15 protein-coding genes are annotated in these 16,535 nt (G+C 42.4%); 8 read left to right on the plus strand and 7 right to left on the minus strand.

Annotation, left to right across the window (positions count from 1 at the left end):
• Positions 1–546: 546 nt before the first annotated feature.
• A complete protein-coding gene (locus DP116_RS11060; protein WP_169155236.1) occupies positions 547–1,413 on the minus strand; it encodes a branched-chain amino acid ABC transporter permease in 867 nt (288 codons plus the stop codon).
• A 238-nt stretch (positions 1,414–1,651) separates the two neighbouring features.
• On the opposite strand from DP116_RS11060, the gene larE reads away from it, so the two are divergent.
• Both larE and DP116_RS11070 read left to right on the plus strand, forming a co-directional pair.
• Positions 1,652–2,479 carry an ATP-dependent sacrificial sulfur transferase LarE gene (gene larE / locus DP116_RS11065; RefSeq protein ID WP_169155253.1) on the plus strand — a complete coding sequence of 276 codons (828 nt, stop codon included), beginning with the start codon at positions 1,652–1,654 and terminating at the stop codon, positions 2,477–2,479.
• A 240-nt stretch (positions 2,480–2,719) separates the two neighbouring features.
• Positions 2,720–3,340 (plus strand): Uma2 family endonuclease, encoded by a 621-nt coding sequence (locus DP116_RS11070; RefSeq protein WP_169155237.1) that lies wholly within the window; start codon positions 2,720–2,722, stop codon positions 3,338–3,340.
• A gap of 33 nt (positions 3,341–3,373) precedes the next feature.
• Here DP116_RS11070 and DP116_RS11075 read toward each other — a convergent pair whose 3' ends face one another.
• Both DP116_RS11075 and DP116_RS11080 read right to left on the minus strand, forming a co-directional pair.
• Positions 3,374–3,565, minus strand: coding sequence for a hypothetical protein (locus DP116_RS11075; protein WP_169155238.1), 192 nt, complete (start codon positions 3,563–3,565; stop codon positions 3,374–3,376).
• A gap of 115 nt (positions 3,566–3,680) precedes the next feature.
• Positions 3,681–4,826: a CapA family protein gene (locus DP116_RS11080; RefSeq protein WP_169155239.1), complete on the minus strand. Its 1,146-nt coding sequence runs from the start codon at positions 4,824–4,826 to the stop codon at positions 3,681–3,683.
• 432 nt (positions 4,827–5,258) lie between these two features.
• On the opposite strand from DP116_RS11080, the gene DP116_RS11085 reads away from it, so the two are divergent.
• The 3 genes from DP116_RS11085 (at position 5,259) to DP116_RS11095 (ending at position 8,728) form a co-directional block, all read left to right on the plus strand.
• The gene (locus DP116_RS11085) at positions 5,259–6,083 is read left to right on the plus strand and encodes a CheR family methyltransferase (protein WP_169155240.1); all 825 of its coding nucleotides are present in this window, start codon (positions 5,259–5,261) and stop codon (positions 6,081–6,083) included.
• 25 nt (positions 6,084–6,108) lie between these two features.
• Entirely contained in the window at positions 6,109–6,693 is a 585-nt protein-coding gene (locus tag DP116_RS11090) for a chemotaxis protein CheB (RefSeq protein ID WP_169155241.1), read from the plus strand.
• Between the two features lie 166 nt (positions 6,694–6,859).
• A complete protein-coding gene (locus DP116_RS11095; protein WP_169155242.1) occupies positions 6,860–8,728 on the plus strand; it encodes a hybrid sensor histidine kinase/response regulator in 1,869 nt (622 codons plus the stop codon).
• Here the strand turns inward: DP116_RS11095 and ald are convergent.
• Positions 8,686–9,777 (minus strand): alanine dehydrogenase, encoded by a 1,092-nt coding sequence (gene ald, locus DP116_RS11100; protein WP_169155243.1) that lies wholly within the window; start codon positions 9,775–9,777, stop codon positions 8,686–8,688. The genes DP116_RS11095 and ald overlap by 43 nt on opposite strands.
• Before the next feature lie 452 nt (positions 9,778–10,229).
• Here ald and DP116_RS11105 point away from each other — a divergent pair, with 452 nt between their 5' ends.
• The 3 genes from DP116_RS11105 to DP116_RS11115 all read left to right on the plus strand — a co-directional run bounded on the left by DP116_RS11105 (position 10,230) and on the right by DP116_RS11115 (position 12,658).
• Entirely contained in the window at positions 10,230–10,397 is a 168-nt protein-coding gene (locus DP116_RS11105) for a CAB/ELIP/HLIP family chlorophyll-binding protein (protein WP_169155244.1), read from the plus strand.
• Positions 10,398–11,091: 694 nt separating this feature from the next.
• Entirely contained in the window at positions 11,092–11,388 is a 297-nt protein-coding gene (locus DP116_RS11110; RefSeq protein WP_169155254.1) for a hypothetical protein, read from the plus strand.
• A gap of 271 nt (positions 11,389–11,659) precedes the next feature.
• Positions 11,660–12,658, plus strand: a complete 999-nt coding sequence (locus DP116_RS11115) for a WD40 repeat domain-containing protein (protein WP_169155255.1) — start codon at positions 11,660–11,662, stop codon at positions 12,656–12,658.
• Positions 12,659–12,736: 78 nt separating this feature from the next.
• On the opposite strand, the gene DP116_RS11120 is transcribed toward DP116_RS11115, so the two are convergent.
• The 3 genes from DP116_RS11120 to DP116_RS11130 all read right to left on the minus strand — a co-directional run bounded on the left by DP116_RS11120 (position 12,737) and on the right by DP116_RS11130 (position 16,218).
• Complete coding sequence (locus DP116_RS11120) at positions 12,737–14,698, minus strand: hypothetical protein (RefSeq protein WP_169155245.1); 1,962 nt, start codon at positions 14,696–14,698, stop codon at positions 12,737–12,739.
• A 191-nt stretch (positions 14,699–14,889) separates the two neighbouring features.
• Positions 14,890–15,456 (minus strand): hypothetical protein, encoded by a 567-nt coding sequence (locus tag DP116_RS11125; protein ID WP_169155246.1) that lies wholly within the window; start codon positions 15,454–15,456, stop codon positions 14,890–14,892.
• A 207-nt stretch (positions 15,457–15,663) separates the two neighbouring features.
• Positions 15,664–16,218, minus strand: a complete 555-nt coding sequence (locus DP116_RS11130) for a hypothetical protein (protein WP_169155247.1) — start codon at positions 16,216–16,218, stop codon at positions 15,664–15,666.
• Between the last annotated feature and the right edge of the window lie 317 nt (positions 16,219–16,535).

Here is a 16,535-nt window from a genome sequence, read left to right on the forward strand (position 1 = left end):
GTACAACACAAAAGCAGCCATCTCAAAAGCCACCTGTCAAAGAGATAATACCAGCACAGGGTTGGATATATAACGAAAAAGGTGAGGTGTTGCTGGTTGGTTATGATCCGACTAAGACTGGTCCACAACGTAAGCAGCCAGCACCGACTAGTAATTGTGCTGCGGTGAAATAGATATGTAGAACGTTTAAGGTTTGATTCCACGTTGATTTGACCTCACCCCGCCCTTCGGGCACCCCTCTCCTTATTAAGGAGAGGGGAGGTTTTGGCGTAAGCCAAAGCCGGGGTGAGGTAACACGCGTGTTGGATTCATGAGTATTAAGTAGTCGTCAGAAATTCCGTACACCAATTAAGATATGTAGAACGTTTAAGCGCTTTGATTCGGTGTTGATTTAACCTCACCCCGCCCTTACGGGCACCCCTCTCCGCGAGTTCGGAGAGGGGAGGTTTTGGCGTAAGCCAAAGCCGGGGTGAGGTCACACGCGCGTTGCATTCATGGGTATTAAGTAGCCGTCATCAACTGCGTTCATCATCGCTACTTAATTTCTCAAATCGTACCTTTGAACAAACCTTTGGGACGAATGAGCAACACTAAAATCATCAGCAACAACGCTATCCCTTGTTTATACTGAGCACCCAGCAAAACAGTACTGGTTTCTTGTGCAATACCAATGATAAAAGCTCCTGCGATCGCACCGTAAGGATTCCCAATTCCTCCCAAAATCACTGAAGCAAACAAAGGTAAAATCAAGAACCAACCCATGTTTGGTCTTACGGCTCCAATCAAGCCGTACATACTTCCGCCCAAGGATGTGAGAGTACCAGCAATCACCCAAGTCCATAAGATGACTTGGTCCACATTAATACCAGAAACCCGAGCTAAATCTAAATCGTCAGCAACAGCCCGCATTGCTTTGCCAATTTTAGTGTTTTGTAAAATGTAGTGTAATGCAACAATTGCTGCTACAGCTAGGAACAAAACCAACAATTGATTTTGTGGAACTCTCACACCCAGAATATCCATAGCCGGAACCACGGGCAAATCGTAAGTTTTGTTACTACCGCCCCAGATAAGGATAATCCCATTACGAAGAAATAAGGCAAGCCCGATAGAGATAATAATAAGAGTGGTGGAAGTAGCACGGATAGAACGCATATGAGACCATAGCAACTTTTCCGACAACAGCATTGCTGCTACTGTGCCAATTGCAGCGATCGCCATAGACAGCCAAATATTAACACCAAAGCTATTCACGAGCAGCGTCAGATAAGCTCCCAACGTCAAAAAATCACCGTGAGCAAAGTTAGACAACCGTAAAATCCCGTAGGTGAGAGTAAGTCCAACAGATGCTAAAGCAATAATGCTACCCAAAGCAATACCGTTAACAATTAATTGAGCGAATTGTGCATTCATAGTCGTTACATCTAAAATTCATAACTTGTATAGCAGGAAATAGGGAACAGGGAACAGGGAACAGGGAACAGGGAATACGGAACGCTTAACAGTGAACAGTGACAAGTGATAACTGATCGCTGGTAACTGGTAACTGGTAACTGGTAACTGGTAACTGCTGTATCTTTTTCCCTTATTCCTTTATTGCCCACCTAAAATGGAATTGATGGGGCGCGATACCATTTGGACAAGATTGGAAATGATACTAACAGAAAAATTTGAAAAATTAAAAGCATTATTTTTAGAAATGGAGCAAGCTTTGATAGCTTACTCTGGTGGAGTGGATAGCACTTTGGTAGCCAAGGTGGCTTATGATGTTTTAGGCGATCGCGCTTTAGCTGTCACAGCTATGTCTCCCTCCTTGTTAAGCGAAGAGTTGGAAGACGCCTCCCTTCAAGCAGCGATGATTGGGATTCGTCATCAAATCATTCAAACACATGAGATGGAAAATCCCAATTACACTTCCAACCCTGTGAACCGCTGTTATTTTTGCAAAAGCGAACTACACGACACTCTCAAACCCTTAGCGATTAAATTGGGTTATCCGTATGTGGTGGATGGAGTCAACGCGGATGACTTACATGATTATCGCCCAGGAATTCAGGCAGCAAAAGAAAGAGGTGCGCGATCGCCCTTAGCAGAAGTGGGTATCACCAAAGCCCAAGTCCGCCAAATTTCCAAAGAACTCGGTTTACCTTGGTGGGAGAAACCCGCGCAACCTTGTTTGAGTTCACGCTTTCCCTACGGTGAAGAGATTACCGTCGCTAAGTTACAACGAGTCGGTAGGGCAGAAATTTATTTACGCAAGTTGGGTTACCAGAATTTGCGGGTGCGTTCTGAGGGAGATACAGCACGAATTGAATTACCGCCAGAACAAATCAAAGATTTTGTTTTAAAAACTGATTTGCAATCTATTGTTTCTGCTTTTGGTGAGTTTGGTTTTATTTACGTCACATTAGATTTGGAAGGTTTTCGTAGTGGGAAGTTAAATCAAGTTTTGAATCGAGAAGTTGCGAGCATGAAATGATAATTTGTTGACATCTTCGAGCAATCTCGTCCGCCCAGAACTCAAGTTCTGGGCTAATAGTATAAGTCTACTTAAGTAGACTGAAAATAAAATCACCGAAAGAATTTAGTCCTCTTGAGAGGACTTTTGCTATTAGCCTGGGGTTTCTAACCCTAGGCGATCGCACAAAGCCTGCTAATCGATATTGACAACAAAATCCTCAAATGAGTATCCGGACAAGAGAATGAACGGGAGAGAAAAATGATTCAACCCTTACGCAAACTAGTAACATTTGAAGAATTTGCAAAGTGGAAACCAGAGGATGGGCGTTATGAATTGCATGATGGAGTCATTGTTAAAATGCCGCAACCACTAGGAGAACATGAGGAAATTATACTATTTTTAGTTGAGAAACTCACTTTGGAATATAGTCGCCTCAATCTAGCCTATGGTATCCCCAAAACAGTGTTAGTCAAACCACCTGAAAATGAATCATGTTATTCACCAGATGTGCTGATACTAAACCGTTCTAATTTGGTAAATGAACCTCTGTGGAAAAAGGAATCAACCGTTATTCAAGCCGCATCAGTTCCTTTAGTTGTCGAAGTTGTTAGTACAAACTGGCGTGATGATTACTATAAAAAATTGGCTGATTATGAAGGAATTGGCATTCCTGAATACTGGATTGTAGACTATCTTGCTCTTGGCGCGAGAAAGTTCATCGGTAATCCCAAACAACCAACCATTTCTATTTACAACCTAGTCGAAGGCGAGTACCAAGTTAATCAGTTTCGGGGTGATGAACGCATCCAGTCTTTAACATTTTCAGAGTTAAACTTAACGGCACAACAAATTTTTGAAGCTAATACCATTTCTTTGTGAGGCGGCGCCAAATTTTCTTGACTTCTTCTTAACTTATTTTTCATCGATATTAGTACTAAAATCTTCGGGTGCATCAATCTTTATTTGCTTCAGTTTCGACATGAAACTAGGCTTTTTAGAGTGTTGTTTGGATTGTGTAAAATCTTTGAGCAAGAGATAGAGTTCATCAAGATAATCTTCGTTGAGGCTGTCAATTTCTGCTTGGATTTTTTGTTTTGTATTCATGTTTATTTTTCTGTTTTATCCTAATTATAGACAATTTTAGCATAGGGAATTAACATAGCTGAATGAGCAATTCTCTGTGCCCTTACAAACAATGATCGCACTCGTAGCTACTCTACTACTTATCCGCCACTACAATCTCACCCTTTTTATTAATCTTCACTAAGTCATCAGGAAAATCTTTATTATTCAAATAACGCAACAGTCCCACTGTCCTAAAACGCTGATCAATATGAGGAATTCCTTGAGCATTAAGGTGAACAGGAATAATTTTCCCGAACACAAAATCTCCTTTTGAGTTCAGTTTCACTTCTAATATCATTGAATAGCCAGCTTCAGCAGTCGTGGATAAAGTCCGGTATCCTAAAAAGTTTCCCAAAGAATAAGCGATGAGTTTTCTATTATAAATCTCAATCGCTCTTGGAACATGAGGACCATGTCCGATAACTAAATCTGCGCCTGTATCAATCATTGTCCGGGCAAACTGAATAGAATTTCCTCGGTTTTCTCCATAAAAAAATTCTGTTTTATCGTGAACGCGCAGTGCATTAGTTCCTTCTGCTCCTGCATGCATTGATACAATCACAACATTTGCTTGTGTCTTAGCTTTTTGTACGAGTGCTTTGGCTGTTTCTAAATCGTGAATCGAATTATAAAATTCATAGGGAGCAAACGCAATCATCCCAACGACAATATTATTCACTTTTAATAAGAGAATTTGATTTTTGTGACCTAATGTTTCGATACCAACGGCTTTAAGATTCTTAACTGTGTCTTGAAACCCCACATAACCAAAGTCTAAAGCATGGTTATTTGCTATATTCATCACATCAAACCCAACATCAGCAAAAAGTTGAGCATACTTTGGTGGGGAGCGAAAAGCAAAAACTTGTCCTCGACTGATATCCTTGGCGCTATGGGGGTAGTTTGTTAAACTACTTTCAAAATTACCAAATAAAATATCAGCTTTTTGTAAATATGCTCTCACAGAGTTTGGTAAAAGCAGATTGCGGTTACGTGGAAGTTTGTAGTTAGGGTAATTTGTGCCAGGAATAATGTCTCCAACAGCTTGAATCGTGATGGTGTCACCAGATGTATACTCTGGTGTAGAAAATGGAATTGGTTGTGTGTCAGTAGATGTTGTAGAGGCGTTTGTTCGTTGCAATTGTTCGACACGGATGAATAATCCTATACCAATACCCAAGCAAAAGCAGAAACTTATAAAACTGAATGAGACTAGTTTTATAAGCTTTTGATTTAGCATATTTATATTGTTTATATTATGGTGCCAGTATATCGCAGAAGTCTTGATGAATGAACAGCTTTACAGAAAATTGGTATTAGAGGTTGACTTTATAACGAGCTATACCAAATCCGGATCTAATACCCCCTTTATTATTTAGTCCGCGTAGGCGGACTTTGTTTGTGTAGTCGCGATTTCTAATCGCCACAGTAGTAGGGTGCGTTATGCCTCTGGCTAACGCACCATCATCAGGATTTGGTGCGTTATGCACTCTCACACAACGCCAGATACTACAACGGGACGCCAGGTGCTACAAGTCGGGAAACCCGCCCAACGCACTGGCTCGGGAACCCCCGCACCGTACTGGCTCCCCTACAGATACTGTTCACTTTTCCCTGTTAAGAGTTCCCTAACTCAACTAGTAAATTCATAAACCAAACCTGATTCCTATATATGCTTAAAGAGCAGCTTGAAGATATTGAAATTCAATTGTTATTAGAAGGTATACATCGTTATTACGGATTTGATTTTAGAAATTATGCCTTGGCTTCAATTAAACGACGAATTTGGAACATCATTCGAGCCGAAGGTTTAACCACTATTTCTGGATTGCAAGAAAAAGTTCTCCATCATCCCGAATGTATGGAGAGATTTTTGTGTAGTCTCTCGGTTAACGTAACGACTATGTTTCGTGACCCCAACTTTTTTCTAACATTTAGGCAAAAAGTGGTTCCAATATTACGAACTTATCCTTTTATTCGCATTTGGCATGCAGGATGTTCTACTGGTGAAGAAGTTTATTCTCTGGCAATTTTACTACACGAAGAAGGTCTTTATCACCGTTGTCGTTTGTATGCAACTGATATCAATGAGATGGTTTTAAAAAAAGCAAAGGCTGGAATTTATCCATTAGATGCAATGCAAGATTATACTCAACAATATTTACAAGCGGGTGGAAAAAAAGCTTTTTCAGAATATTATACAGCCGCCTATGACCATGCTATATTTTCTTCTTGTTTGAAAGAAAACATGGTATTTTCACAACATAATTTAGCGACTGATAATTCTTTTAATGAATTTCATATTATTTTCTGTAGAAATGTCTTAATTTACTTTAATAAAATTTTACAAGAGAGAGTGATTAATCTTTTTCATGAAAGTCTTGTTCCGTTTGGAATTTTGGGCTTGGGACGGCAAGAAACTCTGAGATTTACTCCCCATGAGCGAGATTATGAGGAATTAGAAGGTGGGGAAAAGCTTTATCGTAGAATTCGATAAGAATTAAGAATGAGTCGTTGGGAGTATGACAATTCAACTCATTGCTATTGGTGCATCTTTAGGAGGGTTACAAGCCCTTGAAGTTTTACTCGCCGGATTGCCAAGAAACTTCCCAGTCGCTGTGGCAATTGTTCAACATCGTTACAAATCTTCAGATAAAAAATTGAGAGTTGCATTACAGCAGTATAGTGCTTTAGTTGTCGTTGAGCCGCAAGATAAAGAAGAAATTTTACCCGGTTATATATATTTAGCTCCAGCAGATTACCATTTGATGGTAGAAGTAATAAGCGATACAGTTTCTTATCCAAGTTTTTCTTTATGCGTTGATGCTCCTGTGACTTATACACGACCGTCAATAGATGTGCTATTTGAAACTGCGGCAGATACTTATGCTGAAAAGTTAATTGGAGTTCTCTTGACAGGAGCAAATCATGATGGTACACAAGGAATGAAAAAAATTAAAGCACGGGGTGGCAAAACTGTAGTACAAGAACCTGCAACAGCGATTTGTGCGACAATGCCTAAAGCGGCGATCGCAGCGGGAGTCGCAGATAAAGTTCTACCTTTGGCAGATATTGCACCTTACCTAGTGAAAATTTGTCATTTTTGAGAGAGTTCTTGCCGAATTCTTCATAAACAAAAGTTCTCAACTACTGTCATTCAAGAATCACTAAATTTCTAACTTAAGATAGTGTCAATAAAATAAGCCCAAACGTCACAGTCAATAGAAAGACGTGAAAACGTTTTTATCTATTACCTAAAGCATACAGATAGAAATGCCATTTGAACCGAAAGTTAACGTTCTGTTGGTAGATGACCATCCAGAAAATTTGTTAGCCCTAGAGGCAATTTTAGATAGTCTGGGTCAAAATGTCGTGAGAGCTACATCCGGCGCGGAAGCACTGCGATGTTTGCTCAATCAGGACTTTGCAGTGATTCTGCTGGATGTGCAAATGCCGGACATGGACGGGTTTGAGACAGCAGCCTTGATTCGACAGCGAGAGCGATCGCGTCACACACCAATTATTTTTCTCACAGCATTTAGCACCAGTGACAATATGGTGTTTAAAGGATATTCTGTTGGTGCCGTAGACTACCTCTTCAAACCCATTCATGCAGAAATTTTGAAATCCAAGGTAGCCGCGTTTGTTGATTTGTTTCAAAAAACTGTCGAAGTCAAGCGACAAGCGGCACAATTGGCACAGATGAATACTGAACTGAGAAAGCGCGAAGAGATGTTTCGCTCTTTAAGTGCTTGCTCGCCGGTGGGCATTTTTCTTACAGATACATCAGGTAAATGCACTTATGTTAACCCACGATATCAAGCTATCTATGGGATGACGCTGGAAGAAAGTTTGGGCGACGGTTGGACACAAACAATTCATCCAGAAGATAGAGGGCGAGTGATTGCTGATTGGTATGCTATATCTGGTGAAGGAAGGGAATACACAGGAGAGTTTCGCATACTCACCTCGACAGGAATTGAGCGTTGGGTTCATATGTCCTCGTCGCCTATGCTTTCCGATCAAAGCGAAGTTATTGCATATGTTGGCACGATAGAAGATATTACAGAGCGTAAACAAGCACAAGAAGAACACATCAAGTTCATCCGCGCACAAGCAGCCCGAGAAGAAGCTGAAACAGCAAACCGTCTTAAGGATGAGTTTTTAGCAACTCTTTCCCATGAACTTCGTACACCTTTAACTTCAATACTAGGTTGGTCAAAACTGCTGCGCCAGCGAAAAATGGATGAAAAAGCGATTGTACGCGCTCTAGAAACGATTGAACGCAACGCGACTTTGCAGGCACAACTCATAGACGATATTTTAGATGTCTCGCGGATTATGCGTGGTAAACTACAGCTCAATCTCTGTCAGATTACCTTAACATCTGTCATTGCAACTGTTGTAAATAGCGTACGCTTAGAAGCTGAGAAAAAAAATATTCAACTTGAGTACATTATTGAACACACTAAGACAGAGGAGGAAGAGAGAAGGGAGAGAGAGAGGGAGGGAGAGAGAGAGGGAGGGAGGGAGAGAGAGAGGGAGAATATTCTTTCACTCTCTTCTTCCCCAGAGGGAACTTTGAATTCTTCCACTTCTTTTGTTGTTTGTGGTGATCCAAACCGCTTACAGCAAATAGTTTGGAATTTACTGAGTAATGCGCTCAAGTTCACACCCCAAGATGGAAGGGTAGAGGTACGATTGTTACTCAGTGCTGAGTCTTCCTCAGAAACACTTCAACCTCAGCAACACCAGTCACCTGCGGCGAAAAGTTCCTTAGCACTGATTCGGGTGAGCGATACAGGTAGTGGTATCAGCCCAGATTTTCTTCCCCATGTTTTTGAGCGCTTTCGTCAAGCTGACGGGAGCATCACCAGACACCAAGGTGGACTGGGTTTAGGACTCGCAATTGTGCGTTATCTCGTAGAAATGCATGGGGGAAGCGTTCATGCTGAAAGTCCGGGAGTCGGACAAGGAGCCACTTTTACTGTGAAGCTACCGCTGATTGGTACAAGAAAAACACCACAATCAGAAGAAGAAAAAGAAGACGAGGAGGAGGGGAGTAGTGAAGAACACTTATCTGCTAAACTGATAACTGACTACACAACTAAGTCAGAAAATACCTCCTGTAGCGCAGGGTGAACTAAGCGATGATCTTGTACGTTCACACCTTTGGCTAATGCTTGGTTTTTCTCCAGTGCTTTTATCCCCGAATTTGCTAACTGCAAGACATAGGGTAAAGTGCTGTTGTTCAATGCTTGAGTTGAAGTCCAAGGTACTGCCCCCGGCATGTTAGGAACCCCATAATGAACCACACCCTCTTCGAGATAGACAGGATGAGTATGGGATGTGGGGTGTACAGTTTCCACGCAACCGCCTTGATCAACAGCAACATCGACTATGACAGAACCAGGACGCATTTGTTTAACTAAGTTGCGGGACACAAGGATGGGTGCTCTACGTCCTGGTACTAAAACAGCACCGATGAGCAAGTCAGCATCTTTGAGCGCAGCTTCAATATGGGCGGAGTTGCTGTAAAGCAGTTCTACTCTAGAACCAAACAAGGTTTCCAGATAAGCGAGGCGCTCAACATTAACATCGATAATCTGGACAGCAGCACCCATACCCACAGCAATTTTCGCCGCTTCTGTACCAACAACACCGCCGCCTAGAATCACGACTTTGCCTGGTTTCACTCCAGGTACACCGCCTAGCAAAACTCCTCTACCACCTTGCTGACGTTCTAGAAATCTTGCCCCAAATTGTACGGATAACCGACCTGCAATAATGCTCATGGGAGTGAGCAGAGGTAATTTGTTGTTGCCTGGTTGTTCTACAGTTTCATAGGCGATCGCCGTTACACCACAATCAATCAGATGTTCCGTTAACGTTCGATCAGCTGCTAAATGCAGATATGTAAACAAAATTTGCCCCTTCTGCAAAAACTTATACTCCGCAGCCAGTGGCTCTTTAACTTTAACAACGAGTTCGCATTTCCAGGCTTCGTCAGTGGTGGTGACTATTTTCGCGCCAGCGTTTATGTAGTCATCATCTGTAAATCCTGCCCCGATACCTGCTTGAGTCTCTACAAAAACTCTATGACCATTTTCTTGTAAGACTCTCACACTAGAAGGACTTAACCCAACTCGAAACTCTTGATCTTTTGTTTCTTTAGGAATACCAATTTCCATTTATTGCCTCTTATGAATTTTTGTATAGCTATAGTTTGTCAGTCTCATTCATAATCTGTTGAATCAGAAACTACGAATTTTAGAACTCCTACTCATCCATAGTTTGTTGAATCAGAAACTACGAATTTTAGAACTCGTATTGAAGTAGAAAGTATTGAAGTGCAAAGACTGCACTAAGCTTTGAGAAGGCAGCGCTGTTTTACCGTCTTCCGGAGCATACCTTTATGGGGGGTTAACCTTTGGGACTCTACACTTCAATACTCTGGATGACTCCAGTTGCTTTGATACCACCACTGTAGTTCAAACTTTTGCTCTTGACGATTGCCAAAGTACTTCTACAATAAACTAAGAATCGTAAATAAATGTAAACAGTGGCAATCCTGCAAAATAGCCTAGGCGTGTTGTCACTCAAATACCCAGTTAAAAGTTCATTTGTCAAAAAGAGGTTTTCAATGACGACACAACCAAGCGTTACTCCTAAGTTGGAAGAACCTAAGTTCGGGTTTAATGAGTATGCTGAGCGTTTGAATGGTCGAGCTGCAATGATTGGCTTCTTAATGATGGTGGTAATAGAATATGTTACCAACCAAGGAGTATTATCATGGCTCGGTCTTAAGTAGGATTTTTACTTAGCTTTTTCTGATAGAAGCCCCACGCTGTAATGTACTCATTCAGCGTGGGATGAGCGGGGCGATGGAAATACAAATAGAAACCCCCAACTCTTCCAACTTCCCCAACTTCTCCAACTCCTCCAACTTCCCCAACTCCCCCCAATTGTTGACCAAAAATAAAGGGATACAAGCCCCGCACTTCTAGGGCGGCTTTTGCGCTAAAATATACAAAGGAGTTAGCAATCCCCCTCTAGGCTCAAGACGCGTTGAAACAGCTACGATGAGAGCAGGCGTAGAGAAAGACTGATGGGCAATGGTAGTAAACATAAATCCAACCCAAAGGAAAAAGACAAAATTCAATAGTTCAACTGTCAGTTAGTCGCGTCCGGACATTCCGAGACTCAAAACGGATGTGGAGAGAGTGTAAGACTTGGTTCCAAGCATTTCTCAATGAAGCGTCAACCCCATTCAGCGACCAGTTATCCTACTACAAGTAGGTTGCTGGCGTGGCGAGGAATCACCGCACTTATAGGGCGGTGAGGATGTCAATTCATCAAACCTTTGCTGAAGCATATAAGGTAGTAGAACGGAACCGAACTATAATGATATTGAGGCTCTATCACAAAAGCGTCAATTGCTCTTGAGGTGCTCTCAAAAAATATAAATATACATATAAAGGTGAACAGGAACAAAAAAGCTTGTGATGAATGCTGTATTTCCTCGTTTTTTAAAATCAAGCTATCGTAGAGAACCACTTATCAGTGTATTGATTACAATGGGAGTCATAGATGCATTGATTGGTGGGTTGGATGATAGCTGGTCGTTGTTTGCTTTTGGCTTAGGGACAACAGGAATGGCGCTAGCTTACAAATGGTGGCGGATTCAGCAACGCCAACCCTTGCCTGAGGAACCTGTGGTGCAACATTATCTACCTTCGCGATCGTCAAGTGCTGCTTTACCGATGCTGAGTGTTTCTAAGAAAAAGCCACCATATCAGTAGATTTTGGCTCTAAAATTTGAGTCATGATATTTATTATTGATTGTTGCTAAAAAAAAATAAAACATGGTATGCTTTGCTACCTATAGCGCCAGTATGATCATTGACGGGCGGAGCTTTACTGCCTGTCAATCTGGTACAGGCTATCTTGAGATATTTGAAATATATGAATAATCACAATAAATTCCTCTTACTTATCCAAAATGCAAAGCTTTCTGGGCGTAGAAAGGAATTTCAGTCTCAAATAACCAGTGCCAAGAATTTTGTGATACTCATGAGCGTAGCAGGTGCTGTTGCCATCACTTCGCTCATCCAAATACCATCTGCAAGCCCTGTTGAGTTTCAAGTGACACCAGTGGCTCAACCCAGCAGCGTTGCTAATCCACAACTTTTGTACACATTCACAGAACATTCGGGGACTATTCAATCTCTCGCCTTCACTCCAGATAGCCGAATCCTTATCAGTGGTGGCTATGATAACGAAGGTATCATTCGCTTGTGGGATATGACAACTGGCAGAAGGAAGGGAATTATCAAGAGAGCACATAAAACTGCAGTAGAATCTATCGTTATTTCCCCAGATGGTCAAACTCTTGCCAGTTGCAGTGATGACAATACTATTAACCTTTGGAACCTGAAAAGCTACAAATTTACTCGCTCCTTTGTGGAACACACAAGCAATGTACTATCTTTAGCCATGACTCCAAATGGTAAAGTTCTTGTCAGTGGCGCACTAGATGGTATTCGGATGTGGGATTTGCTACAGCAGCGCCCACTTGCGACTTTGACACGTTTTGATAACTCGATTAATACAGTGGCGATTAGTCCTGATGGTCAGACGCTGGCAAGTGGTGATAATGTTGGTGTGATTAAGCTATGGGATTTGAATAGTGGAAGATTAATCCGCACAATTTCAGGGGCACATTCTAATACAGTTACTAAAATAGTTTTTACCCCAGATGGTAGGAGTTTTATCAGTGCGAGTCGCGATCGCACAATTAAACTCTGGAGTGTTACCACTGGACAATCAGTTCGCGCCCTAACAGGACACAATAACTGGGTAAATGATATCGCCATCAACCCAAACGGACAAACCCTAGCTAGTGCTGCCAAAGATGGAATTAAGCTGTGGAATTTAACAACAGGCGAGTTAATAACGACACTTTATGGACATTCTGACTGGGTAAGCGCCATAGCCTTTAGTCCTGATGGAACAAAGCTTGCCAGCGGTGGATTTGATACAAGAGTTAATGTTTGGCTACTCGGTTTGTAAATCACACCAAAATTCAACGATCAAAACTTTTTTGGGTTTTGATCGTTGAACTTTGGGGCTAGTTGTCTCTCGCGTTATTTAGGTGTTGTTGGCACCGTAGTAGAAGAGTTGATTATATGTCTTGAGGCCAGATTCTCCAAGGTCACTTGTTAAGGGGTACAAAGCATCAGCGAATTTGCTGAAGAGGGAATTCACCAAACTATCAGCAGCATCCTTGATTCCTACTGACAACACAAGATTATCCAACTTACCGAGAAAGTCGCCAGCGGCAGTGTTTGATTTGTCAATAATCACAGACCAGTTGCCATCACCAATAACTACGCTGTTGCTGGTGAAGACATGGTTACCATTACCAATGATTGTGTTGTTACTGCCAAAGTCCCAGTTACCATTACCAATGGTTGTGTTGTTATTTCCGAAATCCCAGTTACCATTACCGAGAGTTACGTTGTCCTTGGTTGACTCCCAATACCAGTTACCATTACCAATGGTTCTGTTGTTTTGACTAGAGTCTAAATGCCAGTTGCCATTACCAATGGTTGTGTTGTTCTTAGTAGAGTCCCAATTCCAGTTAGCATTACCTATGCTGGCGTTGGATTGTCCGTAGTTCCAGTTGGCATTACCGATGGCAGCGTTGTTACCACCAAAGTCCTTATTGCCATAACCAATGGGTATGCCGCCATTAGGAGTGTTAAAAATGTTGTCACTGCCACTGAAGGGCATCAGACCACTCATAACAGTGGATATGATATCAGTGGGTGGTTGAACAGCCTGAGAGCCACTATTAGCAAACACGTTGTTGTACGGGTCACCCCCAGCATTTTGAGTACCAGTATTAATACTGCTATTGGCACCCACTATGTCATTCTTATAAAGCGTCAACAAATCGGAAGGTGATTTCAGAGGCGTATTGTTACCACTGAACAGTTTTTTACCTGTAGCAGAGTTGACTGTTTTGGTGAAGTTTAACAGGTCATCTTGGACAATCCTTAAGATGTCGGAGGGTGAGGTACTTCCGCCAGCGCCTTTTAAGTCCTGACCAAAGAGGACTTGCACAATATCTACAGATGGTTGCTGAGGTATACTGCCAGGAGCAATAGCCGTGTTATTAGTAGGTACAAGCGGGTTGCCACCACTAGCACCTAGGATACCAGCACTAGCACCCGACGTAGTACCAGTACCAGCAACCGAGGTACCAGCACTAGCACCCGAGGTACCAGCACCAGCACCCGACGTAGTAGCAGACCCACTTGGCAAGGTCTGACTGTAGACGGATGTCACCAAACTCTCAGCTGATTTAGGTATGGGGAAATTTGTACCATAAGCCTGTTTCAAGTAATCGAGAGCTGGCGCATTGGTAGTACCAAACGGGTTGTTTCCACCAGCAAATGGGTTTCCACCACTGGAGGAAATAGTAATGCCACTCTGGTATATTCTGTTGCTCAGTTTACCGATGACAGAGTCAACCAATTCCTCGACAGTATAATTTATCGCTTTTGAAAATCTTTCTGGTGTGATTTCTGTACCAATAATCCATTGACTCTCACCAACAACTACGTTGCCAAGACTACCGAAAGGTTGACCCCCACCACCAGCATAGGGATTGTTCGCAGTACCAGCAAAGGTATTTGTGGTGCCAGTTCCTAAGCCGAGACTTTGTAAGCCGCCAGCACCTTGGCTGCTACCACCAAAGCTGCCAGCACCTTGGCTTGCACTAAATAGGTTGCTGCTACCACTAGTGCTGCCACTGATTGGGTTGCTGCTACCACTAGCGCTGCCACTGATTGGAGTCAGACTACCACTAGCGCCACCACTGATTGGGTTGCTGCTACCACCAGTAGGAGCAGAGGTGCTTGGAGAATAAGTGTCAACCGGTAGAGAACTGCCACCACTAGTTAGGGGATCTGAGACACCATAATCAGCAGCCGAGTAATTGCCAACAGCCGAGTAACTGCCAGCACCAGCTAGCTCAGTAGCTGAGGGAACATCAATAGCTGAGGGAATAACTGAATTCAAGGTGTCAACGGTAGAAGTTGTCATTAAAAATAATCCTCGTAATTTTTAGGAATGAAATCTCGTAAAATGGGGAAATTAGATACATAAAGCCTGCCTTATTGCTTTGCTCTTTGGTTTTTTAAGTGCAGGCTGTTTATTGATTAGTAGCTCTTGGAATGTTGTTGGGTTTCCCCGTAAAAGGGTCAACCCAACATTTTTTATTTCAAACTGGGACGTTAAACAATCGGAGTGCTAGTACTAGCGAGCGGATTGTTCCCAGATTGCAATGAATCGATAGCTTTACTGAAGGTTGTGATGTCACTGTGCAAGAGTTCCAAGACATCAGAACGTGATTGCGGAAGCTGACTACCGACACCAAAATTCTGATCGCCAAGGTTGTAAGAGCTTGAGATCTCAGCTTCTACCAGCTTCAAAACCTCAGAAGGCGATGCTCCAAAGGAGCCGTCCCAAGGGAATGAGCGCAAAGGAAATACACTGCTACCACTAGTCACTAGACTGCTACCACTTGATACACTGCCACTACCAGCAACTGTGTTGTTACCACTAGACCCACTAGCATTGCCATTTAAGAAGGGTGAGTTGCTGCCATAAGCCGCATTCACCAAATCAACCACAGGTGCCAGAGGCTGATCGTCACTTGCAGCCGCATTGCTACTTCTATATTGGTTGACAATGTCAGTAAAGGTTGAGATGTTAGTCTGAATGTCACTTTTAACATTAGATGGTAACCGTGGAAACACACTGTCACTACTAGCAGCAGAGTTAGTGTTAGAAGTTGCCATAACTAAAAATCCTCCTATCGTTAGAACAAAAATGTTGTTGAACTAAGGAAACTAAAAGAAGCAAGCTAGATTCGTATGTAACTTTCTTCTTTGGTTTCATGGAGGCTAGTTAATGGCTAGTAGCTCTTGAAATCATGTTGGGTTGCCATGGGTATTGGTTAACCCAACAATTTTTCTTTCAAGGTGAAACCCTAAGCAAACAGGTTGCTAAAAACCTGCAATTTGGTTGCTATCACCAAAGCCGCCGGTGCTGCCGCCACCAAATCCGCTAGCGCCACCATCAAAGCTGCCAGCGCCACTCAAGGGTACACTGACACCTGCTTCGTTGAGGCTGGAGTAAACTATTCCGTCAATCTCAGCCCTGCTTTGAAACGATGGCGACTGGCTTGCGCTTCCAAAATCGATGCCACCGAAGCTGCCGGTGCTACCGCCACCAGAGGGAGCGCCAGTCAACACGTCAGTGCTACTGCCACCAGAGGAAGCGCTGCTACCACCAGTGCCAATAGCAGCCCAAGGGTTGATACCACCAGTAAGCGGGCTACCAGAGGCATTCGGGTTGCCAAAGTTAGTAAAGGGGCTACCGCTACCAGCACCACTGGGAGCGCCACCGATGGTACCACCACCAGTAGCATTGCTAAAGCCTTGTATTACGGTGTCAGGAGAAGCGACTTCATTAATCACGCGACCCCAGGGAGATTGTTGCAGCACACTCCCGAGATCACCACTAGATTGATTACCACTATTATTGTTGTCAGTTGCCATTAGAGAAAATCCTCTTACTTCTAGGTTAAAAATTACGAAAGCACAGGCATATAAAATAGGCAGAAAATCAGCCTATATTTTTAATTTTTTATTGCTCTGTTATTGCCAAAACTAGTAATTATTTATCTGGGCATTACAAATCAAGAATGGCTTTGTTTCGGAAATTCTCCAACGAATGTAGAGATCACTTAAGTCAAACTGTAATTAACGCTACTGTCTATACAAAAATAAGCAATTTTAAGAAATTTATCAATCAAAATTCTTTTGATTGATTTGTCAAATTTTTAGATTTCTCTATTTTATTTTTCTCTTAGTTA

It is taken from the genome of Brasilonema bromeliae SPC951 (assembly GCF_012912135.1).
Taxonomy (GTDB): domain Bacteria; phylum Cyanobacteriota; class Cyanobacteriia; order Cyanobacteriales; family Nostocaceae; genus Brasilonema; species Brasilonema bromeliae.